This window comes from Streptomyces sp. NPDC037126 (assembly GCF_055605965.1).
Genome location: NZ_JBVJTD010000003.1, coordinates 203,888 through 229,814 on the forward strand (window position 1 = coordinate 203,888; position 25,927 = coordinate 229,814).

The 25,927-nt window shown below is 71.3% G+C and carries 23 protein-coding genes and 3 pseudogenes; 11 read left to right on the forward strand and 15 right to left on the reverse strand.

Annotated elements, in window-relative coordinates:
• Nucleotides 1-121 precede the first annotated feature (121 nt).
• From ACZ7FF_RS09595 to ACZ7FF_RS09625, 7 genes and pseudogenes are all read right to left on the reverse strand, one after another.
• Entirely contained in the window at nt 122-757 is a 636-nt protein-coding gene (locus ACZ7FF_RS09595; RefSeq protein ID WP_470810861.1) for a hypothetical protein, read from the reverse strand.
• Nucleotides 744-1,157, reverse strand: a complete 414-nt coding sequence (locus tag ACZ7FF_RS09600) for a hypothetical protein (RefSeq protein ID WP_470810862.1) — start codon at nt 1,155-1,157, stop codon at nt 744-746. Before ACZ7FF_RS09600 ends, ACZ7FF_RS09595 begins: the two co-directional genes overlap by 14 nt.
• A 571-nt stretch (nt 1,158-1,728) precedes the next feature.
• Complete coding sequence (locus ACZ7FF_RS09605; protein ID WP_470810864.1) at nt 1,729-4,260, reverse strand: hypothetical protein; 2,532 nt, start codon at nt 4,258-4,260, stop codon at nt 1,729-1,731.
• A 514-nt stretch (nt 4,261-4,774) separates the two neighbouring features.
• Nucleotides 4,775-4,899, reverse strand: a pseudogene (locus ACZ7FF_RS09610) (IS21-like element helper ATPase IstB); the annotation flags it as partial.
• 336 nt (nt 4,900-5,235) lie between these two features.
• A complete protein-coding gene (locus ACZ7FF_RS09615) occupies nt 5,236-5,859 on the reverse strand; it encodes a hypothetical protein (protein ID WP_470810865.1) in 624 nt (207 codons plus the stop codon).
• Nucleotides 5,859-6,032 (reverse strand): excisionase family DNA-binding protein, encoded by a 174-nt coding sequence (locus ACZ7FF_RS09620; protein ID WP_470811438.1) that lies wholly within the window; start codon nt 6,030-6,032, stop codon nt 5,859-5,861. The genes ACZ7FF_RS09615 and ACZ7FF_RS09620 overlap by 1 nt, the downstream gene beginning before the upstream one ends.
• Nucleotides 6,033-6,074: 42 nt before the next feature.
• Nucleotides 6,075-6,284: pseudogene (locus ACZ7FF_RS09625) on the reverse strand (replication initiator); the annotation flags it as partial.
• A 134-nt stretch (nt 6,285-6,418) separates the two neighbouring features.
• Between ACZ7FF_RS09625 and ACZ7FF_RS09630 the strand changes: the two are divergent.
• Nucleotides 6,419-6,739, forward strand: a complete 321-nt coding sequence (locus tag ACZ7FF_RS09630) for a carbohydrate-binding module family 14 protein (RefSeq protein ID WP_470810867.1) — start codon at nt 6,419-6,421, stop codon at nt 6,737-6,739.
• A 216-nt stretch (nt 6,740-6,955) separates the two neighbouring features.
• A complete protein-coding gene (locus ACZ7FF_RS09635; protein WP_470810868.1) occupies nt 6,956-7,255 on the forward strand; it encodes a hypothetical protein in 300 nt (99 codons plus the stop codon).
• On the opposite strand, the gene ACZ7FF_RS09640 is transcribed toward ACZ7FF_RS09635, so the two are convergent.
• The 4 genes and pseudogenes from ACZ7FF_RS09640 to ACZ7FF_RS09655 all read right to left on the reverse strand — a co-directional run bounded on the left by ACZ7FF_RS09640 (nt 7,245) and on the right by ACZ7FF_RS09655 (nt 8,690).
• Entirely contained in the window at nt 7,245-7,991 is a 747-nt protein-coding gene (locus ACZ7FF_RS09640; protein ID WP_470810870.1) for a hypothetical protein, read from the reverse strand. The genes ACZ7FF_RS09635 and ACZ7FF_RS09640 overlap by 11 nt on opposite strands.
• Nucleotides 7,992-8,097: 106 nt before the next feature.
• A pseudogene (locus ACZ7FF_RS09645) lies at nt 8,098-8,243 on the reverse strand (response regulator); the annotation flags it as partial.
• Entirely contained in the window at nt 8,212-8,349 is a 138-nt protein-coding gene (locus tag ACZ7FF_RS09650) for a hypothetical protein (RefSeq protein WP_470810871.1), read from the reverse strand. The gene ACZ7FF_RS09650 and the pseudogene ACZ7FF_RS09645, both read right to left, overlap by 32 nt.
• Before the next feature lie 2 nt (nt 8,350-8,351).
• Nucleotides 8,352-8,690 (reverse strand): hypothetical protein, encoded by a 339-nt coding sequence (locus tag ACZ7FF_RS09655; protein WP_470810872.1) that lies wholly within the window; start codon nt 8,688-8,690, stop codon nt 8,352-8,354.
• 153 nt (nt 8,691-8,843) lie between these two features.
• On the opposite strand from ACZ7FF_RS09655, the gene ACZ7FF_RS09660 reads away from it, so the two are divergent.
• Nucleotides 8,844-9,242 (forward strand): hypothetical protein, encoded by a 399-nt coding sequence (locus ACZ7FF_RS09660; RefSeq protein WP_470810873.1) that lies wholly within the window; start codon nt 8,844-8,846, stop codon nt 9,240-9,242.
• Nucleotides 9,243-10,085: 843 nt separating this feature from the next.
• The gene (locus ACZ7FF_RS09665) at nt 10,086-10,349 is read left to right on the forward strand and encodes a hypothetical protein (protein WP_470810874.1); all 264 of its coding nucleotides are present in this window, start codon (nt 10,086-10,088) and stop codon (nt 10,347-10,349) included.
• 63 nt (nt 10,350-10,412) lie between these two features.
• On the opposite strand, the gene ACZ7FF_RS09670 is transcribed toward ACZ7FF_RS09665, so the two are convergent.
• The 4 genes from ACZ7FF_RS09670 to ACZ7FF_RS09685 all read right to left on the reverse strand — a co-directional run bounded on the left by ACZ7FF_RS09670 (nt 10,413) and on the right by ACZ7FF_RS09685 (nt 16,604).
• A complete protein-coding gene (locus ACZ7FF_RS09670) occupies nt 10,413-12,836 on the reverse strand; it encodes a transglycosylase domain-containing protein (RefSeq protein ID WP_470810876.1) in 2,424 nt (807 codons plus the stop codon).
• Between the two features lie 20 nt (nt 12,837-12,856).
• Nucleotides 12,857-15,115: a bifunctional polysaccharide deacetylase/glycosyltransferase family 2 protein gene (locus tag ACZ7FF_RS09675; protein ID WP_470810877.1), complete on the reverse strand. Its 2,259-nt coding sequence runs from the start codon at nt 15,113-15,115 to the stop codon at nt 12,857-12,859.
• A gap of 13 nt (nt 15,116-15,128) precedes the next feature.
• Entirely contained in the window at nt 15,129-15,953 is an 825-nt protein-coding gene (locus tag ACZ7FF_RS09680; RefSeq protein ID WP_470810878.1) for a hypothetical protein, read from the reverse strand.
• Nucleotides 15,954-16,076: 123 nt separating this feature from the next.
• Nucleotides 16,077-16,604, reverse strand: a complete 528-nt coding sequence (locus ACZ7FF_RS09685; protein WP_470810880.1) for a DUF1877 domain-containing protein — start codon at nt 16,602-16,604, stop codon at nt 16,077-16,079.
• A 445-nt stretch (nt 16,605-17,049) separates the two neighbouring features.
• Here ACZ7FF_RS09685 and ACZ7FF_RS09690 point away from each other — a divergent pair, with 445 nt between their 5' ends.
• The 7 genes from ACZ7FF_RS09690 to ACZ7FF_RS09720 all read left to right on the forward strand — a co-directional run bounded on the left by ACZ7FF_RS09690 (nt 17,050) and on the right by ACZ7FF_RS09720 (nt 25,915).
• Complete coding sequence (locus ACZ7FF_RS09690) at nt 17,050-17,682, forward strand: RNA polymerase sigma factor (RefSeq protein WP_470810881.1); 633 nt, start codon at nt 17,050-17,052, stop codon at nt 17,680-17,682.
• Nucleotides 17,683-17,758: 76 nt separating this feature from the next.
• A complete protein-coding gene (locus ACZ7FF_RS09695) occupies nt 17,759-18,565 on the forward strand; it encodes a hypothetical protein (RefSeq protein ID WP_470810882.1) in 807 nt (268 codons plus the stop codon).
• 496 nt (nt 18,566-19,061) lie between these two features.
• Nucleotides 19,062-20,303 (forward strand): alpha/beta hydrolase family protein, encoded by a 1,242-nt coding sequence (locus ACZ7FF_RS09700; RefSeq protein WP_470810884.1) that lies wholly within the window; start codon nt 19,062-19,064, stop codon nt 20,301-20,303.
• A 142-nt stretch (nt 20,304-20,445) separates the two neighbouring features.
• Nucleotides 20,446-22,815, forward strand: a complete 2,370-nt coding sequence (locus tag ACZ7FF_RS09705; RefSeq protein WP_470810885.1) for a HAMP domain-containing protein — start codon at nt 20,446-20,448, stop codon at nt 22,813-22,815.
• A 15-nt stretch (nt 22,816-22,830) separates the two neighbouring features.
• Nucleotides 22,831-24,294: a poly-gamma-glutamate synthase PgsB gene (gene pgsB, locus ACZ7FF_RS09710; protein WP_470810886.1), complete on the forward strand. Its 1,464-nt coding sequence runs from the start codon at nt 22,831-22,833 to the stop codon at nt 24,292-24,294.
• Complete coding sequence (locus ACZ7FF_RS09715) at nt 24,291-24,773, forward strand: poly-gamma-glutamate biosynthesis protein PgsC/CapC (protein ID WP_470810888.1); 483 nt, start codon at nt 24,291-24,293, stop codon at nt 24,771-24,773. The genes pgsB and ACZ7FF_RS09715 overlap by 4 nt, the downstream gene beginning before the upstream one ends.
• A 44-nt stretch (nt 24,774-24,817) precedes the next feature.
• Complete coding sequence (locus ACZ7FF_RS09720; RefSeq protein ID WP_470810889.1) at nt 24,818-25,915, forward strand: NlpC/P60 family protein; 1,098 nt, start codon at nt 24,818-24,820, stop codon at nt 25,913-25,915.
• The last annotated feature ends 12 nt before the right edge of the window (nt 25,916-25,927 follow it).

Consider the following 25,927-nt stretch of genomic DNA (forward strand, 5'->3'; position numbering starts at 1 on the left):
GCGGTGGGCGTTTGGAGGCGGCGATGGCGGTGCGGGCGGCCAGCCGTACGGGTCCACGCGAGGCAGACCGGGCTGGGTGCGTAGCAGTTCCGGCCACAAAAGGTGAGCGCCACCCCCGTGACTACGCCTTGCGCCTCTTCGTCGCGGCGTGAGCCGAATTCGCGTTGGCAGCTGCGTTGAGACGGGCCAGATGTGCCCGTTGCGACACTTCGCCCCCATAAGACGACCAGCCGTACAAAGACGCAAGCAGTTCGGCTGCAACAGCCGCCGCTGCGGTTAAGCCAGCCATCGCCCTGGACATTGACGCAGGGGGCCTGGCAACCAACCGACCTCGGCTTTGCGTAGCCGTGATGGCACATTGTTCCGACCAGACCTCGAAGACCTGAGCGAGACGGGCCAAGAAGGCGGCCGCCGCGGCCAAGCAGGCGTAGAAGGCGACGAGCCCTTCACCAATGCGTGCACCGATGCCCGGAGCCGGCCCATGGTCGGTCCAAGGCCAGCCCATCACTGCATAGACGACGGCCAGACCCGCCGAAGCGGCAATCCATGCAGCCCCGAGCAGGGACGCCACACGATCCTCGTAGTCATCCCCTTCCTCGTCGTCCTGCTCGGGCTGTCGCTTCGTCGGCGCCGACTTGCTGGACGTGTTCTTCCCGTAGGGCGGGACAAAGACCTGCCAGAAGCCACCGTGCACGTCACCGCCCACAAACGTGCCAGAGCCGTGGTTGTGCTGTTCACGGTGCTCAGCGTCCGCCATCTGTCGCCCTGCCGTAGTTGAACGTCATGCCGCCGTGAACGTCACCGCCGATGAACGTTCCTGTGCCGGTGTTGTACTGGTTCCAGACCTTCGAGGCCGGCGGGGTAGGCACCGCGAGTTCGTCCACCTCGCTCATGGCGTCGCGGTGCTCGACGAGGTATTGAGCGATGAGCTGCGCCCAGGCGGTCGCTGCCAGCGCCTGAGCCTCTGGACCGGGCGCGGTGAGCTGCGCGGCGGTGTCATCCACTGCTTGGGCAGCCGCTCTCTGTTGATCCGGAGTGGCCCGGCGGAAAAAGTGCGCGACCTTCAGGCGCATCTTCTCAGCGCCCGACGTGGCTATGGCCGCGACGAGCGTGCTGGCCGCACCGGTGGCCACGGCCATTAATTCGGCGTCGTACATGATCGAGATGTCTCCCCGCTCGTGGTGGCGTGCCGCAGCAACCTACCGGGCACCACTGACACTCCGAGGGGATAATCCGCATACACAGACTCCGAGAGGGCCACGCAGCCGACCCGGCGACACCAGCTCCTGATCGGCGCGTCGCGGGGGCTCGAACGCGGCGCCTGACCAGGCAGAACATCGAGCACCTTGGTCTCAGTTCTGGTCTCATTCGCCCCGTCCGGCGCCGTCCAAGACCGCCGCCACCACCCGCTCCGCCCCAGGTCAGCCCCCCGTCCCCTACCGAACCCCCAGGCGAAGACTTGGAAAGCGTGTTGGGGCACCCCCTCACGAGTTTGAATCTCGTATCCTCCACCGCAGCCCACCTGGGCAAACGAAGGCCCCAACCGAATTTCGGGCGGGGCCATCGTCGTGCCGTGGTCTCTGTTTGGGTCTCAGTTGCCCAGGCTAGATCTGGGCGGACCGCGGTGGACGGTGACGCCTTGGGTTACGTGCACCAACTCCAGTGGTTGGTGCACGGCCGTCAGTCGAGCACCACTTCAAGTCGGTCTGTTCCAGGATCGAGCAGCCCCTACACCTGCAGGATGAGGGCCTCCACCTGGCTCAGCACCGTCGCACTGTCCTGAGCCGTCTTACGGGCGGACGCCAGGCGTTCCATCCACTGGATCCTTTGGTCGGCAGGCAATGGCTCCTCGCCCAACTGGGAACGCAGGCGGCTCGCTTCATCGAAGTCGACCAGGAGAGCGTTGGCCGCCTCGACGGCACGCTGGTAGATGCCTTCGGCCAGCTCGATCCGGGCCGGCAGCTCCCGTCGGAGTTCGGCCAGCCGGTCTCGCGGGTCGGATGGTGGTACCTGCCCATGGATGGTCGTGGCGCCATCCGACTGGTTGGTGCTCTCAGAGTCGCTCCCCCCGTCGCCGGCGTTGCTACCAGAGGCACCAGTCCGTGAGGCACGGCCCAGTTCCGCCGGGAAGAGGTGATCGAACCACGCCTTGTCGGCGACGAAAGAGGTGGCTTCACCATTGATGTCAGGAGCGAGCACCATCCCGGGCACGATCGGGGTCTGGTCCTCCTCACTCCAGAGGCTCTCGCCGTAGCAGACAAGCCGTCCGCCGCCGGGCGCTTCAGGCGCCTGGGTCGCGTCTGGGTGCTGCAGCACGGACCGGGCGAACGCGAGCAGAAGCTCCCTGCTGACGCCTGGCGCATTCTCGGTGTAAGCGAGCGTCAGGGCCGCAAGGGCATTCGTCGGGGTACGACGGACGCCCTTGCGCCCCGCTCCCGCCTCACTGCCCTGACCGGGGGTGATCAGCGGTTCGGGAGTGTGGATCAGTGCGGGTGCCATCCGCCGCACCAGTGCCGCCCACGCGGTGGCATCTCCAGCCTCGGCGCCGAGAAGCAGTTCCTTTAGCGGCCTCGGATCCTGCCCGGAGCCGTCCTTGACTTCGGGCACGCCGAACAGGCCGAGCGCGGAGAGAATGTTGGCGCGATGCAGAAACATCTGTGCGATAGCAGCGGACCAGAGCCTGGTACGGGCCTCTGCGGTCTTGGCCCGGATCTGGCTCCACGGGGCTTCCTGCAGGGCGGCCTTCACGATGGGCCAGTAGGGTCCGGTGTCCCGAACCTGACGTTTGCCGGTCTCCGGACCGGCGGGGGGTACGTCCGGGAAGACGAGGGTGGTGATGGCCCGGATGGCGATGTCCCGCAGGGTGACCGGCGAGACCTTCTCGTCGGCAGGCAGCAGGGGAGCCAGCGGGTCGAGGGAACCGTTTGCGGTGAGGGCGTCGCGCACGCCGCCCAGATCCAGCAGATCAGCCCCCTGGGCGGTGGGGAAGGCGTCCGCAAGGATCGGTCCCAGCTTGCCCTCCTTGGCATAGGTGTCCACGAGCGTGGCAAACAAGGCGATTAGGCGCGCATCCTCGTCGTACGGCTGGATACCGCGCAGGTGGTCGTTGACGTTCAACGCCCGCAGCACGTGCTCCAGCGCGGCAGGCTTGCTGCAGCCGATGACAATCTCGGCCGGCACGGTGGCGATCTTCATTGCGCGCAGGGCCTTGTGGTCCGGCTCCGTCGCATCTGCGGCACTGTCCTCGTTGAAGCCATGCGAGACGCGGTTAAGGATCTCCCGCTGGCTGAGCAGCAGCACGGTGGGGTCGTTCGGCCCCTTGGAAAGCGGCACAGCGGACTGGGGCATCCCGGTCACCAGGTGCTCTGAGCGCAGACCGAATACATCGAGTCGGGCCAGGGCGCGGTTATTGGCAGTCACTGCGACCATCCGCCACAGCCGGGAGGTACTGCCATCAGCGTTGGTAACTTGCCACTGCTGGAGAACACTCATGCCACGCGTCAGCTGACCGGCGGTGACCAGGGACTCGGCGAGGTCGTAGCCGCGGGTCTTGCCGGAGCGCCGCAGGTTCTCTACGGCGTAGCGGTGAACATGAACTGCCACCTCGTACGGCTGCTCGGCCAGGACGAGGGCGGTCTTGGGCTCGCCGTCTTCCTCTGCCGCGTGAACTACCGGACGCGGCCGGCGCTGGCCAAGTGCGGAAAGCAAGGCGGCTTTCGTGCGCTCAGCCTCCCGCACCCGCTTGCTGGCATGCACGTACTTCTCCTGCGCCGCGGCGAGGGCCGCAGCGGCGTGCGGATCATCACCGGGTGCGCGTCGCCGGGCGTCACACTCCTTCTCGGCGAGCTTCTTGGCCTTCTCCGCGTTCTCCAAGTCGGCTTCAGCGGTCACGAGTTCAACGACGCGCTGGGTGGCTTCCGGGCTGGGCGGAGCCCAGGAACTGACCGTGCGGTCGTTGAGGTCCCAGGGGACCACGGCAGCGCCGTGGACGTCGCAGATGAGCAACAGGACCTTGTCGTCACCCGAGTTGACCTCGCGCCAAGCGGAGGGGGTGAGGACCTTCTTGCCACGAGAGGTGACAACGATCTTCTTGATCTCGGTGTCGCCGAGGGCAGTGGCGATGCCCTCGGTGATCGCGGAACGCGGGGGCGGGATCACGCCCGCCTGCTCACAGGTGTTCTCGACGGCGTCCGCGAGTCGCTCTCCCCATGTATCGGTGCCGATGTAGGGGTAGATGCCGTCAGGCCGCTTGGTAGCCATGGAGTAGTCCTTCTCCCAGCCGCAGCTGGGTGACAGCACGCATCCGTCCGCCGGGCGCGTGACACGCACCCGAGGCGAAGCCTCGCGGCAGCGGGACGCAAGCCGACAACCCCGGTTGTTCGGCGTGTTCCGCTTCGTACGGTCCAGCTGCCAACGCCCGCAGAAGGATCAACCCGAACGGCACCGTGGGCCTGGGGATCTCTCGACTGGTTTCCTGCTCCGCCGACGGCGGCATGAGGCGGACGCCAGCGATAGACCACCGACGTGCGTGGTGGACTCTGCCACCGGAGTGTCCAGCTGCGCCCATTCACTTCGACAGCATTCACCCAATCGGGTGGGTTACCTAGTAATTTCCTGGTTAAGCATGGCTGTTGAGATAAGGCGCGGTAAGGATGCCGGAGCTGTTGCGCGGTGCGAACGCCCACGGACTTGGGCAGACGGTCTTCGGTGCACCCTCGGTCAAGAGGTCAGCAATCGGCCGCAGCAGCCACGGCAGCTACAGCCAGGCGGCTCCTCAACGGGCGAAGCGGTAGAACTTGGTGCCGGTCTGGATGATCGCGCCGTTGAAGGTCAGGCTGTCGACGATGGCAGTGCAGAGTCGGGGTCGGTGAAGGTTATCGTCCAGCCACTGAAGGGCTCCCCGCCAAGACGGTGTGTGCACTCGCGACGGGGCTTCTGATCCAGGCAGCGGAGCGAGCCAATCCCGGCACTTCGGCCATCGCGCTCACGGAATGTTCCGCCGATCCAGGACGCCGTGCCCATAGCGTGCCCTTAAGAGCGGAAAACCACGGTCAACAGCGGTGCGAACAGACCCGCCCGACCACCCCGGGGAGATGACGTCTGCCTAGGTCAGAGGCATAGCCCCCGCCCAAGCGCCGTCGCCTCCCAAGCTGAGAGCGCGAGTTCGATTCTCGTCACCCGCTCCATGAAGAAGGCCCAGGTCAGCGACCCGGGCCTTTTTGCTGTCCTCGATGATCAGTCGTCGCGTGCCAGATCCGTGCCAGAAGGCTTCTCGGCGGCCTCGGCTCGGACCTTCCGAACGGTGGCATCGAGGCCGGCGGCCACCTCTACTGCCGTTCGTCGTCGGAGTGCTGGTAGATCAGCGCGGCCTTCTCCGAGGACTGCCCGGCGCGGACCATCGTGTCCTCGAGGGTGGCGCCGGACCGGGTGGAGAGCGTGTGCCCGGTAGGCCTTGGCCGTGATGGTTTTGGCGCCGATCAGCCGTAACCGCTCGGCCCGCCATTCACGCACGCGCGGTGCAGTGATCTCGTCCAAGTCCGCATCGGTGAAGCCGGTCAGGTGCTTGTCCAGGAGGTACCGGTACAGGCGCCTGGTGAGCGGCGCCGGCTCCCGTTCCTCCACCCACTTGTCGGCGTAGGCTCGAAAGCTCACTGCACCGGCGCCAGGGTCTCGCCATTCGCCCCGTCGGATCTCGGTCTGCTTCTCCGCGAGCCAGTCGTCCGCGTCAGCGATCGTCGCGAAGGTCTCCGGCGCAGGGCACATCACCCCGTCGGGTCCCGGATACCGCGCCTGATAGCGGCCGGAGGGAAGCCGCCTGATCGCGCCGAAGCGGCGGCGCCTGCCCTTGGTGTTGGCCATCAGGCGGCCCGCCCGAAGCGCGCACGGGGACGCCTCAGCGGCTCCACCGTGCGGGACTTGATGAACTCCGCCACCGCGCTCTCCGGGATTCGCACGTGTCGGCCGACCTTCACGTACCGGATACGCCGCTCCTCGATCAGCCGCCGAGGGAAGCGGACGGTCGTGCCGAGCAGCTCGGCGACCTGGTCGACGGCAGATAGCGGTCGTTCATGGGGTGGTTCTCCTTCCGTTCCGGGGGCGGGTTCGAGGGATGCAGTGAGCCAGGCGTCGGCGTCGGCCAGGCCCGTGCCGGCGAAGACCCAGTGGGCGAGGACGTACGTCGTGTCGGTCGGGCGTTCGTCGGTGGCTGCCCGAGCGCGACGCCACTCGGCACGGGCGTCGCGAAGGGCACCGAGGGGCGTGGAGTAGCGGCGGGCTCGATCACTTTGAGTGATAACTTCAACACGCAAAGTGTTCGTATGGCATGTGGCACCCGTGCAGCTGCCGCTCCACGTCTTGATGGAGGTCCCTGGTGAATCGCTCTACGACTCGGGTTTTGGCATGCTTCAGCCTGGCTGGGATGGCTCTCCTACCCACCATCACCACGGCGCAGGCGAATCCGCTCTCCGCCGTCAAAGCTGCAAGCTTCGATCCCAACACCCCTGACTGCCCCCCGGACGCCACGCTGAAGCCGGTGAAGGTGCCCGACCCGAACGATCCCACCAAGTACTCCGTGTGCAGCTTCTTCTTCGGTGCCAAGTACAGCTGCCCCGAAGGCGAGGTGTTCGACGAGATTGTGCTGGAGTGTGGAGCTCCGAAGCCACAGGAAGAAGAGCCCTCGGCAGAGCCGGAGGGGGAAGCAGAGGAATCGCCTCAAGCGGAGACGGGGCTGTCCCTCTGAGAGAGACGAGCGTCCCCGATACCTTGGGGACGAAGCGGTTGTGCCACAACCGCGCCAGAACGAGCGGTCAGCCACCAAGTCGATCAACCGCTCTCCTAAAGCGGTGATTGTCCAGCCCACCGCTGCAGGCGGGCGCAGGCCACCCATGTGCTGCCGTCTTCGGTGAAGTAGATCAGGCAGGTCCATTTCTGATGATCATCTCGGGGGAGAAATCTTGTGTCGTACACGGTCGTGACGGTTGCCGGCGCCGATTCATCGAGTCAGCATCTCCAGCTGGCCGCCCTCACGGCGGTGGCGGCGGTCGTCTTCATATGGCTGGGGCGCAGGCAACGCCGCACGGGGCGCAGCCTCACCGCTGCGAACGAGACGATGAGAGTAGGCGAGCGGCTGATCCAACCGCCGCCGCCAAGCCGCGGTCATCGAACCGCCGGGGGCGTCTGGATCGGCGTCGGGAGCGTCTTCGTCCTGCCGGCGGTGTTCAACGTCATGGCGGCGATCCACGGGCTCATCGGCTAAGCCTCCGGGTGGCCCCGGCCCATGCCCGGCGCGGTTGTCGCTCCTCGGCGGTCAACGCGTTGCTGATCTCCCGCAGACGCCCTTCGGGCAGGGCGAAGGGGTTGCCCGGGTTTCGGTAGGAGTGCCCGCCGTCGTTGATCCGGACGCCGTCCGCAGACCTCCAGTGGGCGAGCTCCCACTGGCCCTGGCTCTCCAAAAGCATTACGGCCACTTCGGCGGGCTCTTCGATCAAGGTGAGAGCGGCAAGCGCGGCGGTGAGGGGAACAGCCGCGTCGTCGGGGAGACACGCATCGCCGAGTGTCGGGAAGAGCAGCAGAAGGCGAGCATCGGGGTCGCCGATGCCCTCGGTTGCCGGCTGCCGAGCAGTGGTCAGTAGTTCCGGCCAGGCCGTGCCGGGTCCCATGAAGTGGCCGTCATCGACCGCCAGGGTCTCCGCCGCGGGCCAAGCCGGGTGATGTATCAGGTAGTCCACCCCTCGGTCTCCGTCGAGGTTTCGGTAGATGACGTGGATGGTGTGGCCGGAGCGCAGGGGCACGCTGAACACCGGCCACTCGTGGTCGGCGGAGAGTACGCGGTACAGGTCCATGGCCGAGTCCCAGTCGGCACCGAACGCGGCTCGCTGCGCGTCCTCGCCGCGCAAGCAACTACCGAGATGGACCGGCCAGAACAACGGGTCGTCCAGATAGGCGCTCCCCGCCACCAGAGGGCCGCCTTCGTATCCCGGGATCCGCAGCACCTGAGGAGCATGGCACGGGACGCGGAGACCTGGTGCTGCGGTGTGCCAGGATGCGAACGCGCCGGGCCGACCTCAGATGGCCCTCCGTGTCCTCTTCTCCGGAACACCCGCGTACGCCTGTGCCGAGTGCCCGCTCCAGGTTCCCGGGCGACCGTGACTGATGAAGATCGGTACCTGGCAGCCAGGCAGTTCGGCCGCATACGCCGCCACCCGCACGCCGTCAGTGCCGGGCATCTGCAGATCCGGTGCGGCGGGCGCTCAGTCCCGTGATCACCTCGTCCGCGGTGGCGACCGGCGGCCTCTTGAGCGCGTCGATCCGCCGGTCGACGACATCGGCGCCCTCAGGGATGCACGTCATGCTCACCCATTTCCATCGGTGGCGCCTCCGCCGCGCAGCGCACGGGTGATCTCGTCGGGGGAGTCCGCCGAGATGTGGACCGTCGTCACCTCGACGGGGTCGTCGTCCCGGAGGTGGACGAGGACCGGGGGGTCGAGGTGGATCCTGACGTTGACCGATCCGCCGACCGAGCAGGCGAGGGCCGAGGGGTCGTCGGGCACGCGTCGCAGACCTCTGCCCTCTATCGTCCGCATCGCCCGGGAGGCCGAACGGACCGACTCCCGGGGCAGCACGATCTCTCCGAGGAACCCGGTCCGCAGGGCGACCCTGGACGGCGAGACGGTGTGGGGGTGCCGGGCCATGGTCGCCAGGATGCTGAATCGGTCGGAGTTACGCCGATTAGATGATGATACGGGTGTGTCTGTGCCGGTCTCGGGTGTGTCCACCGCACCATGAGGGAGACGCCCCGCTCGGGACCGCCGAGCCCTTTCCAGTAGGTAGAAAGCAGGTCAGCCATGCGCGCCGGACGCCGCTTCAGCCCCCTTTCCCGCAACCGAGGCATGTGGGCCGCCGGCCTCACGGCCCTGCCGGCACTCCTCGCCCTGAGCACGGCCACCCCGGCTCTGGCGGCCACCCACCAGAAGGACACCGCCCCGCCCGTCCGCTACGCGCAGGTGTCCAACACCCAGACGTGCGGGCAGGACACCTTCTGCACCTTCACCGCCAACTGCCCGCCCGGGACGGTGGTCACGGGCGGCGGCATCACCACCAACACCTTCATCAGCAGCGGTGTGTACGTCTACGAGCTCGGCCCGACCAGCGCCACCGCCTTCAGGGGCACCATCCGCAACACCACCCAGTTCACCTTCCCGGTCACCGTCAAGGCCATCTGCGCCCGCATCCCCAGCGTCTGACCCGGCAGGAACGAGAAGTCGTCCGCTGCCCGGGGGAACGCCCTCGATGGCCCGGACTCCGGGCCGTGGAACGAGACCGGGCCGCCTGTGCCCGGTCCGGCGCCGGGTGTCAGTCCCACAGGCGCGGAGCCTCCCGCGCCGGGCCAGTGCCCGGGCATCGGCCGGCCGCGGCGCTCGCGGCCACGACCAGGCGAGAGCGCGGGTCCTGCCCGCGATGTCACCGCTGCACACGGCCGCCGTCGCGGCCACCACCGGCATACCCAGGATCATCACCAGCACCGGCAGGACGCCGCCGCCCTCCTCACTGACCAGGACCTCGCCGAGGAAAAGCGTTCCGGCGACGAGTCCCGCCAGGAGCCGGCGGAGCAGCCCATGAGAGGTCAGCCGGCCGGGAGCGAGCGCCATCGTCGCACCGAGCAGCAGCCCCAGCACCGCACCCGCGAGCAGGCTGCCGCCCACGAGAACCGCTTCGGAGACGAGCCCCGAAGGCACGGCGCCCCAGCCGAGCGCGCAGACCCCTCCGAGGGCCAGGCCGAACCGCAGCCCTCGCACCACCACGCCACGTTTCACCGGTCCCCCTCCCGCGCCGCAGACTACCCCTGCGTGTCACACGGCATGCCGGACGCCGTCGTGGACCGGGTTCAGCGGGTCCACCAGGTCAGGCCCGTCGTCGTCAGGAACACGACGGCCGCCGCGAGCCAGACCGTGAGGCGGGTCGGGCGGGCAGGGGTGGGTCGGGGCCAACTCGCTTCTTCGTGGGACAGGAGCGCGTCCGCGAAGGTCCGGGCGGTCGGGGGGCGGTGCTCGGGGGACGCGGAGAGGGCGGCCCGGAGGAGTGTGGCGATGCCCGTGGGGACTCACCGAACCCGACCTCGACCTGGCCTTCCGGAGTGCCGCCCTGCTCCGCGTGCCGCCTACCTGGAGAAGTTCGCCGGCCAGAACCGCGACCGGCTCGCCGCGCTCGAAGCCATCCGCGACAACGTCGACCGGGTCGGCGACCCCGTCCAGGTCTGCGGCTGGCTCATCCTCGAATACGGCCTTCGCGGCTCCAAGGCCGCCGAGGAGTGGGCCCACTGGGCCACGGAGCAGCTCAGCGAGCACCTGTAGCCACGCTCCGGCGCCGAGGCCCAGGCCGAGGACCTGGGCCTTGTCAGCGGGCGCCGGGCGCCGTCAACCGCACCGGTGGTGACGGCACTTGAAGCGGTTCGTGGGGACCCCCGGCGCGGGCGCGGGGGTGGGGCGGACGTGCCTGCCGGGCCGGCCGGGGTGCTTGGCGGGGGTCGGCGAGGAAGAGGGCAGGCCGGGCTCGTCGGCCCCGCGGGGCCGGGCCGCGGGAGCCGGGAAGGAGAGGTTCGGGCTGCCGGTCAGGGCGTCGCGCATGTACTCGGTCCAGATCTCGGTGGGGATGTCGCCGCCGAAGACCTTCCGCAGGCCGCCCACGCCTGCCAGGGACTGGAGCTGGGGATGGGCCGGGTCCTCCTTGAAGAGGACCACGGACGTGGCGAGGCTGCGGGTGTAGCCGATGAACCAGGCCGAGCGGTAGTCGTCGGTGGTCCCGGTCTTGCCGGCCGCCGTCCGGCCGAGGGCCTGGGCCTTGGTGCCGGTGCCCCGGGTGATGACGCCCCGCAGGACGTCGGTCACGTTGTCGGCGACGGCCGTCGGCAGGGCCCGCAGCGGGGTGGGGGGCGTGAAGCCGGGCAGGAACACGCCGTCGTGGGTCACCCTCGTCACCGAGTACGGCGTCGCCTGCATCCCGGACGCCGCGAACGTCGCGTACGTGCCCGCCATGCGGATGGCGCTCGGGGTCGAGGTGCCGATGTAGAAGCCGGCGCTGGGCGCGGCGAGGCTCTCCGGACGCAGGCCCAGGGCCTTCGCCGTCCGGGCCACGCCGTCGTAGCCGACGTCCTCGCCCAGCTGCACGTACGGCGTGTTGACCGACTGCTCCATGGCCGTGCGCAGGGAGATGTACCCCCAGCGGTGGTCGGTGTCGTTGTGCTGGTGGAGGAGGCCGGTGGGGTCCTTGTCGTCGGCGACGTAGGTGCCCTGCCGGTCCTTGATGCGGATGCCGTCGTCGCCGTCGAACCTGCTGGCCGGGGTGATCGGCACCGGGGACGTACCGGGTTTCAGGACGGCTCCGTACTGGAGCGCGGCGGCGAGGACGACAGGCTTGAAGGTCGAGCCCACCGGGACACCGGAGGTGTCGGCGTTGTCCGAGTAGTGGGCCCGGTCGTAGCCGGGGCCGCCGTAGACGGCCAGGATCCTGCCGGTCGCCGGGTCCACCGAGGCGGCGCCCACCTGGACGTCCCGGTCGGCCCCCCGGTGGGCGGGGTCGAGGCGCTGGGCGCGCACGTCGGCGACGGCCTTGGCCAGTTCCGCGGTCTTCCTCCGGTCGAAGGTGGTGTGGATCTGGTAGCCGCCCCGGCTCAGGCTGCTGTCGGTGATCCGGGGGTCGTGCTGCTGGACGTACGACCTGGCCAGCTGGGCCAGGTAGCCGGTCTGGCCGGCGTGCCCGGAGCCGGGGGCCCACTTCCTGGGGGCCGGGAAGCCCGCCGCCGCGTAGTGGGCGCGCTGCTGCCCCGTCAGCCTGCCGGTCGTCACCATGCGGTCGAGCACCCAGGACCAGCGCGCCTTCGCCCGCGCCCGGGCCGCGGGGTCGGAGTCGGCGTACTGGAAGAGGCTCGGCTCGTTGACCGCGGCGGCGAGGAAGGCGCCCTGGCTCACGTCGAGCTTCTCGACCGGCAGGCCGTAGTACACGCGGGCGGCGGCCTCGATGCCGTTGGCCTGGCGGCCGAAGTAGCAGGTGTTCAGGTAGCCCTGGAGGATCTGCTGCTTGTTCATGCTCGCGCCGATCTTGGCGGAGATCAGCAGTTCCCTGAACTTGCGGGAGAGCGTCTGGGACTGGTCGAGGTAGGTGTTCTTGACGAACTGCTGGGTGATCGTGGAACCGGACTGGACGGAACCGCCCCCGGCCATGTGGACGAGGGCCCGCGCGATGCCCTGCGGGTCGATGCCCGGGTCGGTGTAGAAGGAGGCGTTCTCGGCGGCGATGAAGTCCCACTGCACGCCCGACGGGACCTGCGCGAGCTGGACGTTCTCCCGGTTGACGCTGCCGTCGGTGGCGAGGACGGTGCCGTCGGACCAGTAGTAGACGTTGTTCTGGAGCAGTGTCGAGGGGTCGGGGTCGGGGATGGTGATCGTGGCGTACGCGTATCCGACGGCCGCGGCCGTTCCGCCGACGCAGAACAGGAACGACGCCAGCACCTGACGCCACGACGGCAGCCAGCGGCGCGGGCCCTGACGGTCCGCCCGCGGATAGTCGATCCAGCGCCTGCCGGCGCCCGGACGGCGCGCGCCCGTCCGGCCCTGTCCCGCCCGCTCGCCCCGGCGACCGGGCGGCGCGGCGCGGCGCGCTCCCTCCCGGCCCGCCATGAGCTGGTCGATCCGGCCCGGCAGTGATCCCGCGAGCCGTGCTCCGCCCGCCGTCAGCCGGTCGGTCCAGCTCGGGCGTGATCCGGCGCGGCGCGTGCCGCGGCCGCCCGTCGCACGGCTGCCGGGGACGGGGCGCTGCGGTGGCCGGCGCCGGGTTCCGCTCATGGGCTCGGATCACGTTCCTTTCAGTACCACTGGGTGCTGTCGTGGGGTGCGGGCCGCGTCCCGGCCGGGGCGGGGCCCTCGTACGGTTCCGGCCGTACGGCGCCCTCGTCCGGTCCCGGCGCCCGCAGGGTCCCGTAGCGTTCCATGCGCTGCCAGCGCAGGCGGGAGCCGGACACGGCGGTGAAGAGGGACTGGATCACCACCAGGTACATGAGCTGCCGGTAGACGAACTGCTGCAACGGCAGGCTCCACAGCGGCCCGCGGCGCTCGCCGTCCAGACGGAACGCGTACAGGCCCATGCCGAGTTGCAGGAGAAGGAAGGCGAGCCACAGGGCGCTGATCCGGACCGGGTCCAGGAACACCAGGCCGTACAGGGCGAAGACGTCCACGGCCGGGGCGAGCAGCGGCAGCAGGACCTGGAAGAGGAGGAGGTAGACGAGGCCGCGGCGGCCCAGTTTGCCGGCGGCGCCGCGCTGGACCACCGCGCCGCGGTGCTTCCACATCGCCTGGAGGGTGCCGTAGCACCAGCGGTACCGCTGCCGCCACAGGGCGCCGAGGGACGCGGGCGCCTCGGTCCAGGCCACCGCGTCGCCCTCGTACACCACCCGCCAGCCGTCGCGGCACAGCGCCATGGTCAGGTCGGTGTCCTCGGCGAGGGTCGCGTCGCTGACGCCGCCGACGGCCCGCAGCGCCCTGCGGCGGAACGCTCCCACCGCTCCGGGCACGGTCGGCATGCACTCGGCGAGGTCGAACAGGCGGCGGTCGAGGTTGAAGCCGACGACGTACTCGATGTGCTGCCAACGTCCCAGCAGGCCACCGCGGTTGACGACCTTGGCGTTGCCCGAGACGGCGCCCACCCGGGGGTCGGCGAAGGGCTGCACGAGCGTGCGGACGGTGCCGGGTTCGAAGACCGTGTCGCCGTCGACCATGACCACCAGCTCGCAGCCCGCCGCGGCGAGCCCGGTGTTCAGCGCGGCCGGCTTGCCCGCGTTCTCCTGCCGGATCACCCGCACCCCCGGCAGCCGGAGCGACTCCACCAGCTCCGCGGTGCCGTCGGTGGAGCCGTCGTCGACGACGACGATCTCCACCGGGTGGTCCGAGGCGGCCAGTGACCGCACGGCCGCCTCGATCCCGGCGCTCTCGTCGTGGGCGGGGACGACGACGCTGACGGGTTCGGTCACCGGCGGTCCCCAGGACCTGCCCCCGGGACCCGTCCGCTTCCGCCGGTGCCGGCGGGCCGCGATCACGACGACCACCGCGCGCAGCACGCTGATCGCCCCGGCCGCGTACATCAGCGCGTCCAGCAGCCGTACGGCCAGGTCGCCGGTCCGCAGCACCGCGATGAGGGCCATCCCCTGGAGGTGGTCGGCCACTCCCGCGCGCTGGACGGGTCCGGCCATGCGGACGGCCGCGCCGACCGTGTCGAAGCGGAAGCCCCCCGCCTTCAGCCGGGGGATCAGGGTGCTGAGCGCGGCGACGGTCTGGGAGCGGTCGCCGCCGCCGTCGTGCATCAGCAGGATCTGGCCGGCGTTCCCGCGCGGCGTCGCGTTCGCGAGGATGCGGTCCGCACCGGGCCGCTGCCAGTCCTCGGCGTCCTGGGTGGAGAGCACCGTGACGTAGCCCGCCCTGTCAGCCTGCTGCAGGACGGACCAGTCGGCGTCGTCCAGCGCGGTGTTCCGCGAGGAGTACGGCGGCCTCAGCAGCGCGGTCGTGACCCCGGCCGCGCCGGCCACCGCCAGCTGGGTCTCGCGCAGTTCGAGGGAGCGCTGCCAGAGGGCGAGGCGGGACAGGTCGGGGTGGGTGAAGGTGTGGATGCCGATCTCGTGGCCGTCGGCGACGATGCGGCGGACGAGTTCGGGGTGGGCCACGACCTCGGTGCCGACGACGAAGAAGGTCGCGTGCACATGGTCGCGGCGCAGCACGTCGAGGATGCGCGGCGTCCACACGGGGTCGGGGCCGTCGTCGAAGGTCAGCGCGATGGTGCGGGCCTTCACCCGGGCGGTGTGCGCGGTGGTGGCGGCGTCGGCTATCACGGGGCCCCCGTGGACCACCTGACCGGGCACCCGGTCGTCGTGGCCGCGGGGTCCGGTCACGTCGTCCGGTGTGATGCCGAACAGGTGGTGGGTGTAGCCCTGCAGCAGGAGGGCCGTCGACAGGGTCACCGCGAGCACGCCGAGCAGCAGCCAGTGGGAGCGTGGGGTGATCCGGCGGGTGCGGCCGTGCCGGTGCGCGGGCGCACCGCGGCGCGGGCGGCCGGTCACGTCGGGGGCTTGGTTCACTTCGGGGCTTGGCTCACTTCGGGGGCTTGTGGGACGCGCCGAGGGCGCGCCCCTTGGAGAAGCGGGCGTGGGTGGGGCCGGACGTCGCCGTCGCGGTGCGGGAGGCGGTCCTGGTGGGCGCCGCGGTGGACGCGGGCGCGGCCACGGTGGCGGCGGGGGCGGTGGCGCGGCCGGGGCTGGTGTGCCGCGCCGCGGTCGCGCTCGCGCGTTGCGTGGAGTGGCCGGTGCCGGGCGGGGAGTCGGCCGCGGTCGCCCGGGGCGCGGCCGGGTGCGCGGGATCCGCCCCGGGGACGAACGGGGAGCTGATGCTGGGGCCGCCCAGCATCGTGCCGATCAGCAGCGCGACATAGCCGCCGGCCGGGATCACCAGCAGCCGGGCGGCGCGGCGCACATGGCGCTGGCGGCGGCCCGAGGAGTCGACGAAGACGGGTCGCACCGGCTCGTCCTCCGGCGGGGCGCCGGACTCCGGCGGCAGCGGCGGCACGGCGAGAACGTCACCGTGCGGATGGTCCCAGGGCTCCCAGGGCTGCCAGGGCTGCCGAGGTGGGGCGACGGTGTCCGGGCCGGCCGCGTGCAGCGGCATCGCGGGGGTCCCCGGGCCCGCTCCCGTCGCCCCGTGGCCGGTCACCGGGGGCGCCCACCGGTCCCAGGACGCCGAGGGCGTCCCGGGGTTGGCGCCGTACCCGTGCATCGTGGACATGTCGGGGCCGGTGCCGTAGCCGTACATCGTGGACATCTCGGCGGTGGCGCCGTACCCGTGGCCGGTGGCACCCGGCCGTCCGGCACCGTCGTACGGCTCACCGCCGTACGCTCCGCCGCTCTCGTTCGCCCACTGCACGAGTCGTGTCCCCTGTCCTGGCCGGCCGCCATGGCCGTCCGCATGGAGAGAGCGCGCGTGGCCGGAAGTGTTACACCCGGCCCCGCAGAACGTGCCGAGCCGGGCGGAAGGCGGCGAAGGGTGTCAATCGGGAAGCAGTTGGGCCAGGGCACGGTCGCGGACCGTCAGCCGCTTCACCACGGCGTCCCCGCTCTCGGCCGTCCGCGCGTAGAACGCCGTCAGCTCCCGGTGCCCCGCCGCGAACGCCCGCCATGCCGCGGGCTCGCCGGCGAGGCCTCCGTAGCGGGGCAGCAGCGCGTCCCGGGCGAGGAGCCACAGCGTGTCGAAGTCGGCCAGTGTCAGGAACTCGGCCACGCGGCGGGCCTGTGCGGCCGTCAGCACCAGGAAGGGCGGCTGGTGCGGGTCGGTGCGCCACAACGGGTGGCCGCCGAGCACCACCTGGGCCCCGGGCCGGTTCCCGGCCTCGTGCGGGAAGGCGCCGACGTAGATGCGTTCCTGGTCCAGGTAGCGCTCGTCCAGCACTTCCTCGCGGCGCCGGCCGGCCCGCCGGGGGTCGGCCTCCGGACCGTCGCCGAACAGTCGCTCGAGCCAGGTCGCACTGTTGCGCAGCGCCGGTGGCGGCACCGCCCGTAGACGTACGTAGGCACTCATGCCCCAAGGAGCGCACGGGGCCGCCGAAGCATCACGCGGGCCCGGCGGGACGGTGGCGGGGCGGCCCCTGCCCCGGGGTGCGACGCGCGGGGCGGCCGAACCCCTCGGTGGTGGGTGGGGTTTCGGCCGCCCCCTCCCTCGCCGTGCCGCAACCGGGGGGAGTCAGCGGCGGAACGGAGAGGGGCCCGGAGACCGGGGATCGCCGGCCGGCGTTCGGCCCGGGCACTCATGCAGCGCACGGCGGCCACCGAACGTCACCCGGCCGCCCGGGCGCCGGACGCGGGACGCCCTCCGCCCGGCCGGGCGCCGGTGCCGCGTGAAGGATGCGGGGTGCGTTGTGACACTTCTGTGCGGACGGACGCTGGACACCATGGGGCCGTCGATGCGACGGGGGCGCGGGGGCCCGCAGGGACTCGCGATGAACCCGGTGCGAACGAGGAAAGTCTTGGGCCAGGCACGGCAACCCCGTCGGGTACAGGCGTACGACGGGGAATTGGGCGCGGCGGTGACGCGGGCCCAGGACGGCGACGAAACGGCGTTCGCCGTCGCCTACCGGATCGTGCAGCCCGGCCTGCTCGGCTATCTGCACGGTCTCGTCGGCGACGACGCGGAGGACGTGGCGTCCGACGCCTGGTTGGAGATCAGCCGCGACCTGGGGCGTTTCCAGGGGGACGGGGCCGGGTTCCGCGGCTGGACGGCGACCATAGCGCGGCACCGGGCACTGGACCATCTGCGCCGGCAGCGGGTACGGCCCCGGGCGGGCGGCACGGAGCAGGACGTGCTCGACCTGCCCGCGTCGCACAGCACCCACGACCAGGCCCTGGAGTCCCTGTCCACGGAACGGGCCCTGGAACTGGTGCGCGGCCTGCCGCGGGACCAGGCCGAGGCCGTCCTCCTGCGGGTGGTCGTCGGCCTGGACGGTCCCGCCGCGGCGCGGGTCCTCGGCAAGCGCCCGGGAGCGGTGCGCACGGCCGCCCACCGCGGCCTGAAACGCCTCGCCTCCCAACTGGGTCTCGTCCGGGACCCGGACACGGGTGTGACGGATGAGGCTTCCCGAACGCTGGGGGAGTCGACATGAACGACGGCGGTGGGCGGACGGTCGGGCACCGGCCGGACCGAGGAACAGAACACACAGGACCGGAACGGAAGCGGACATGGGTGAACGAATGAGCGGCGGCCTGGATCCCGGCCGCCGGCATGCGCACCCCGCCGGCGCCGTGTCCGGGCCGCGGGACCAGGACAGCGCCGACACCGCCCTGCTGGAGACGGCGCTGGCCGCCGCCCTGCGCGCACCCGACGCCGGTGCCGAGGGCGAGCAGCGGGCCCGGGCCGCCTTCCGGACCGCCCGTGACGCGGGCGCGCACCGGGCGCGCACCCGGCGCCGGGACGACTGGCGGGTGCCGGCGCGGCGGCGTGCCGGGCGCTCCGCGAGGGCGACGCTCGGTGTGGTGTTCGCCAGCCTGACCCTGGGCGGTGTCGCGGTGGCCGCCATCGGCTCGGCCGGTTCGTCCGCGCACGGCCACGGTGGCGGCCGGGGCGCCCCCCATGCGTCGGCCACCGCCCCCGGCCGGACGGGCGGGGCGACGCAGCCGGCGTCCTCCGGCGGCCGCGGACCGGCGTACGGCACGGCCGCCCCCGGCCGGAACACCGCGGCCCACTGCCGCGCCTACGACCATGTGAAGGACCACGGGAAGGCACTCGGCGCGACGGCGTGGCAGCAGCTGGTCACGGCCGCCGGCGGGAAGGACCAGGTCGCCGCGTACTGTGCCGGGCAGCTCGCCCGGGCGGCGGACGCATCCGGCAAGCCGGGCAGCGCGCACAAACCCGGCAACGGCGGCCGCTCGAAGGGGAACACGGCGACTCCCGGCGGCGGCGTGTCGCGTAACGAATCCAACGGCACGGGGAGCGGGTCCGGCAGCGGCCGGACGGGCGGCGGCAAGGGCGGTGGGAAGCACAAGTAGCGCTCCCCCGGCCTGATGTGCGGGCGCAACCGCGGGCCGCGGCGGGTTCCGGTACCGCCGTCGGCAGCAACTCGGCAAGGGCCACATAGCGCCTCGCACAATTCCTCCACAAGCGGTGCTATCCACTCCCGCGGACGCGCGCGTGCCCCGCGCCGGGCACCACACCCGTGACGTCACGTCCGCAAAACAACCGGAGGACGCGACGGATCGGGCCCGCGGCGCGGGCCTGCGGACGACGCTCGCCGGCAGCCGGAAAACGGAAGCCGGGCGTGACCGTCTTCACCGGTGGTGGGCCTGTCATCAAGGAGGTGGGGACAGTCCTCCCGCCGCTGCGGCGGTACGGTGTGCGGCAGCCGATCGCCTGTTCCGCGATCGTTGAGCAATAGGGGGTTTCATGAAACACCGCCGCCCGCGCCAGAGTCGTAGAGCGATCGCCAGAGCGGTCGGTACGGCGGGTGCGCTGGCCGTCGCCCTGGGTGCGGGTATGACGCCGGCCATGGCCGCCGGGAAGACGACCGCCAAGCCCACGGCCACCGGGGAGTCACCCGACGAGAACGCGCCCTGGGCGCCCGAGAACGACGAGAAGACGCCGGAGCAGCACAAGGCGCTGCATCCGTCGGCCCTCTCGTCCGGCCAGACGAAGCGGTTCGGGGTCCAGCTCACCATGCCGGCGCCGAGCGGGAAGTACTCCGTGGGCATGGTCGGCCTCCACCTCGTCGACAAGTCCCGCACGGACCCGTACGTGCCCGGCAGCAAGTCGCGCGAGCTGATGGTCTCGCTGTGGTACCCGACCGCGTCCCCGTCCGGCCACTACCAGGCGCCGTGGATGCCGTCCATATCCGGCGCCCACTTCCTCGCCACGCGCGGCCTCTCGCCGCAGGTGGTGACCCTGCCGACGACCGCGGGCCACGTCCTCGCCCCGGTGGACAGCAAGCTGGGCAAGCTGCCCGTGCTGCTGTACTCGACGGGCCTGCACTCGGACCGCGCCATGGGCACCCAGTTCGCCCAGGACCTCGCGAGCCGCGGCTACCTCGTCGTCACCGTCGACCACACGCACGACGCCAACGAGGTGCAGTTCCCCGGGAACCGGCTCGAGGTGAACCAGATGCCGTCGGGGGCCCACTCCTCCGACACGCTCAAGGTGCGCGCGGCCGACATGAAGTTCGTCGTCGACTCGCTCAGCACGCTGAGCAAGGGCGGCAACCCGGACGCCGGCAAGGCCACGCTGCCCACCGGGCTGACGAAGGCCGTCGACATGTCCCGCATCGGGATGTTCGGCTGGTCGCTGGGCGGCGCGGCGGTCGACACCGCCATGCAGCTCGACCACCGCATCGCCGCCGGCGCCAACCTGGACGGCCAGTTCTTCGGCACGGCGCCGAGCAAGGACCTCGACCGTCCGTTCATGCTCTTCAGCTCCGGCACCCACAACCGCAACAACGACAGCTCGTGGCGGACGCTGTGGCCGCACCTGAAGGGCTACCACGTCGACGTCCAGCTCCACGGCTCGGCGCACCTGTCGTTCAGCGACAACGAGTGGATGGTGCCGCAGGAGGCGCAGCTGCTCGGGATGTCCCAGGCCCAACTGCAGCAGCAGTACGGCACGATCGACCCGGACCGCGCGGTCAAGGTCCAGCGCGACTACCTCGCCGCCTTCTTCGACCAGACGCTGCGCAAGCAGCACAGCACCCTGCTCGACGGGCCGAACAAGAGCTACCCGGAGATCTCCTTCGTCAAGTGACCGGGGCTCCGAAGGGCGGGCCCGGCATGCCGGACCCGCCCTTCGCATGTGGCTCGATCGCACCCATGTGGTCCCCGTCGCACGGACGACACAGGGACAAAAGTGTGATGGTTATGTAATCCTGTGCAGCTAGAGTGTTCGCTTGATCGAACGCTCGTGCGCTCGGCGCCATGTAGAGAGGATTTCCGCCCTGCCCACCGCCAACCGGGCGCCGCGCCGACACCGGATCCGCCGCCGCGCCGATATGCCGCTGCTCGGCGGGGTCCGTCCGCCGATCGCCGCTCTCCTCGTACTGCTCCTGGTCGTCGCCGCCCTGACGGTGATCGGTCTCGGGAACGTCCACGCCGAACGGGTGCCGCAGGCCGTGCTCAACGGCGAGCAGCAGATCGCCGCGGACACCGCCCTGTCGGTGCGCACCACCGTCGACGCCGAGGCGAGCACGGTACGCCGTTCCGCCGACTCCTACCCGGCGACCAGCACGTCGACCCCCGCGACCACCCTCAAGGCGCTGACCTCCGCCAAGAAGGGGATCCTCGGCAGCGCCCTGCTCGACCCGCACTCCGGCAAGCTGCTGGCGGCCGGCGGCAAGCCGGTCTCGCTGGGCGGGACCGGCGCCGTCAGGACGGCGTCCGGGCACGGCGCGATCCAGCCCCGGCTGGTGACCTCGGGCGGCACGCCCGAACTGCTGTACTTCGCCAGGGTCACGCTGCCCGCGCAGAAGGCGGACGCCAACCAGGACCAGAACCAGGCCCCGAGCCGCGAACGGCAGTGGCTGCTGGCGGTCTCCGAGCCGCTGCCCACCCTCACCACGTACGGCGACGGGCGCACCACCCGGGTGCTGGACGCGAGCGGCAAGGCGCTCGTCACCGCGGCCCACGGCACGGCGTCGCCCGCCACGGCCGACAGCGGCCTGCCCGCAGCGGCGGCCCGCGCGGCCGGCGACTCCGGGCGGGACGCCGACGCCTCGGGAAGCATGCTCGGCGACACCACGGGCGGCCGGCGCACCGTCGCCGGCTGGGCCCAGGTCGCCTCCGCTACCGGTCCGGGCGACACCGACGGCCTCGGCCTGACGGTGCTCACCTCCCGTGCCGTTCCCGCCACGTCCGCCGCCGCCGACTACTCGCAGTTCGCGCTGGAGGCCGCGGGCGCCCTGTCCGCGATCGCGCTGCTGCTCGGGCTGGTGCTGCACCTCGTCGTGCAGCGGCCGCTGCTCCGGCTCTACCTGTCGGCCGGCCGCCTGTCCCGGGGCGCGACCGAGGACGGCCCCGCCGCGATGGAGGAGCTGACCCGGCCGGTACCCGTGCACGGCTTCGGGGAACTGGCCCGGATCGGGCGCGCGCTGGAGTCGCTGCGCCGGCAGCTGCTCGGCGAGAGCGGGCCCGAGGAGCTCCCGGCCGGGCGCGGACCGGGCTACCGGGCGCTGGCCGTGGTCGGCGTGGTGCTGGTGGCCTGCTGGTCGGCGCCGATGATCTTCATGCTGAACCGGGCGGACACCGCGACCGCGGTCCCGGCCCCGGTCCTCGCCGCCCAGCAGGTGCGCACCGAGATAGCCACGAACCGGATCCGGCAGTCGCTGGACCAGTCGTACACCGACCTGAACGACGTGGCCGCGAGCCTGCCGGGCCGGGACCGGGGCGCCCAGAGCCAGGTCCTGCAGCACACGCTCGACGACCACAAGCAGTACCGCTCGCTGTACCTCCTGAACCGCGACGGCGACATCACGCTGCGCGTGGGCGACACCCCGCTGCGCACCCTGGTCCACGTGCCGGACGGCGGCGGCATCACCACCGTCAACACCTCCGGCCGGATCCCCGCGATCGCCGCCTACGCCCAGGTCCGCCCCGCCAAGGGCAAGGCCCCGGCGGCGGGGGTGGTCCTGTTCGGCGAGATCGACGTCAACACGCTCAACTCCAACCTGGCGAGGCCCAACCTGGGCAGCGTCTGGGTGACGGACGACAACTACAAGGTGCTGGCGTCGAGTGTGGGCTACCGCGCCTTCCAGGAGCTGCCCGACTCCGCGCTGACCCGCCTCGCCCGCTCCGGCAAGGGCGCCCCGGGCACCGCGGGCACCGCGACCTCGGCGGTGCTCTCCTCGTCCTCCGGCCCCTCGGTCGACGCCGCCGCGCCGCTGGCGCAGACCGGCCCGACGGCCCGCCTCGGCTGGCACGTGGTGACCGCGGAACCTGCGGCGGCGCTCCAACTGCCCGCGGTCCAGGCCGAGCAGCGCACCATGCTCGCCGGAATCCTCGGCCTCACGCTGGGCGCGGCCTGCCTGGGCTGGCTGCACGTCGTGGTGATCCGGCCGCTGCGCTCGGTCGCCGTGCTGATCGAGCGGCTCGCCGGCGGTGACCGCCGTACCGTGCTGCACCCGGTCAACCACGACGAGGTCGGCTCGGTCACCCGCAGCCTGGAGCTGATCCGCCAGGCCCTGGCGGAGCGCGGCCGGGCGGCCAAGGCCAGTGCCGCCACCGGGCTTTCCCAGCCCCGGTACGACCACACCCTCCAGCGGTAGAAGGACGGACTCGGCGTGCTATTCCTCTATGTCGTACTCCTGATGTGCTGCGCCGCACTGTGGGTCGCCGGAATCCTGGAGCAGAAGCGGCACTTCGACTCGCTGGAGCAGATACCCACGCGGGTGCTGGTCAACGGCATCCGCGGCAAGAGCTCGATCACCCGGCTGTGCGCGGGCGCGCTGCGCGGCGGCGGCCTGGTCACGGTGGCCAAGACCACCGGCACCGCGGCCCGGTTCATCCACCCGGACGCCACCGAGGAGCCGGTCTACCGCAAGTTCGGGCTGTCCAACATCGTCGAGCAGATCGGCATCGTCAGGCGGGCGGCCACCTACCGGCCGGACGCGCTGGTGATCGAGTGCATGGCGGTCATGCCCGCCCTGCAGGAGATCAACCAGGAGAAGCTGATCCGCTCCACCATCGGCGTGCTGTGCAACGTCCGCGAGGACCACCTGGAGGAGATGGGCCCGACGCTGGACGACGTCGCCCGCTCGCTCTCCCGCTCGATGCCCGTGGGCGGCATCTGCGTCACGGCGGAGAAGGACCGGCTGCACATCCTCCAGGAGGAGGCCGACAAGCGGAACTGCCGGCTGATCGCGGTCGATCCGGAGACGGTGACCGACGCCGAGCTGCGCGGCTTCAGCTGGTTCACCTTCAAGGAGAACGTGGCCATCGCGCTCGCCGTCGCCGAACTGCTCGGCGTGGAGCGCCAGACCGCGCTGCAGGGCATGTGGGACGCGCCGCCGGACCCGGGCGTGCTGTCCGTGGAGCGCTACGTCACCCCGGACGGCAAGCGGCTGCGGTTCGCCAACGTCTTCGCGGCCAACGACCCCGAGTCGACGCTGATGAACGTCCAGCAGCTGGAGGACCTGGGCGCGATCAGGCGGCCGCTCAACGTGGTCATCAACTGCCGCCCCGACCGGGTGGAGCGCAACGGCCAGATGGGCGCGATCGTGCCCGACCTGCGCGCCGAGGTGGTCTTCCTGATCGGCCACCCGACCAAGAGCGCCCGCGACGCCATCCCGGCCGACTTCACCGGGCGCGTGGTGGACCTCGGCGGCGACCGCCGCGACCCCGAGGAGCTGACCGCGGCGCTCCTCGCGGAACTCGCCCCGACCTCCTCGCTGGTGGCGATCGGCAACATCCACGGCCAGGGCGAACTGTTCCTGGAGTGCCTCGCCGAGCTGCCGCTGGACGAGACCGAGGACGAGCCCGCCGTCGTTCCGCAGGGCGACGGCCTGGACCAGGAGACCATGCAGATCGCGGTGGTCAGGCACATGGCGGTGGCCCGGCCGCCCGAGCCGGAGCCGTTCAGCTGGGTGGCCCCCCTGGAGACACCGGCGTACGGCGTGCACATCCCGTCGCAGCGCGAACTGGCCCGCAAGTTCGCCGACCTCCACGGCAGGCCCCACGACGAACGGCCCGAGGACGGCCGGCACCACTCCTACGATCCGTACCAGTCCACGAGGAACCGTAAGTGATCCCCGCCAACCTCACCGCACAGACCGCCGCGCTCGGGATCGCCCTCGGGCTGGTCTTCTCGCTGGTCTGCTACCTGACCACCAACCTCTCGCCCGGGGGCATGATCACGCCCGGCTGGATCGCCCTGACGCTCGTCACCGACGTGCAGATGGCCGGGCTGATGGTCGGCGTCGCGGCGCTCTCGTTCTTCGCGACGAAGCTGCTGCAGCGCACCGTGATCCTGTACGGCAAGCGGCTGTTCGCCGCCGTCGTGCTGTGCGCGGTGCTGATGCAGACCACCGTGATGCTCGCCCTCAACCACGAGTTTCCGCTGCTGTACACGTCACAGACGCTTGGCTTCATCGTCCCCGGCCTGGTCTCCTACCAGATGGTCCGCCAGCCCCTGGCGCCCACGCTCATCTCGACCACGGCGGTGACGCTGGCCACGTACGTGGTGCTGGTCGCCGGTCTGCTGCTCGGCGCCCTGCCCACCGGCTGAACCGGCCACCGCCCCTCGACACCGCATTCCCAGGAGGATCGGCCATGCACTCTGAACCCGCCGGCAGGCGCAGCCGCCCGACTCGCCGCGCCGTGCTCGGGACGATCGTGGGCGTGGCGGCCGCGGGGGCGGTGGGCGGATACGCCTGGGAGCAGCACAGCGGCGGCGGCAGCGGCGGCAGCGGCGGCAGCGGGAGCAGCGACGCCGGTGGCGGTACGGGCGGCGGCTCCGGCACCCGGCACTCAGGGCCGCACAGCTATGAGCGGCTGTCCTCCCCCAGCCGCACCGTGGTGCGCGACTCCGACGGGGACACGATCGCCACCTTCACCGACGGCGCCCGCACCGCCGTGCTCACCGGGCCCAACCGCAGCTTCAGCGAGCCGCGGACCACCACCGCCACGCTGACCACCAACGCCTGGGTGCGGGTGCTGCCGCACGAGTGGCGGCAGGGCATGGAGAAGTCCGCCTGGTTCAAGGGCTGGTTCCCCAGGACGCTCGCCGACACCAGCCCCGACGTCTTCGCGGTGGCGTTCCAGTACAGCAGCGCCGGGGCCCCCGACAAGCACAACGGGTCCGGCCTGCGCTACGCGGGCACGGCGCACTTCGGCCCGCGCAACGATGGCGTCAGCAACCCCCTGGACTTCGCCTACCACGACGAGCAGTCCGACTTCTACGACTACCTGGGCGTCCCCTGGACCTTCCCGGACGGCACCCGCGTGCAGCCGGAGCAGGCCCGCTACGGCGACGTCGACTGCTCCGGCTTCCAGCGTCTGGTGTGGGGCTACCGCATGGGCATCCCCGTGCACAACACCAACGCCCAGGGCGTGGGCCTGCCGCGCCGCGCCTTCGCGATCGCCGCCTACGGTCCCGGCCGCCTGGTCATTCCCAACACCGGCGCACAGCCCACCGACCTGGGCGCCCTGCAACCCGGCGACCTGGTCTTCTTCGCCATCATCAAGGACCGGCCCGACCTGATCGACCACTGCGGCATGTACATGGGCCTGGACGACCAGGGCCGGCACCGCTTCTACTCCAGCCGTTCCGCCGCCAACGGCCCCACCATGGGCGACCTGTCGGGCCGCTCGCTGCTGGACGGCACCGACTTCTACGCCCGCGGCTTCCGGGCCGCCCGCCGCCTGTGAACCCGCCGCTCC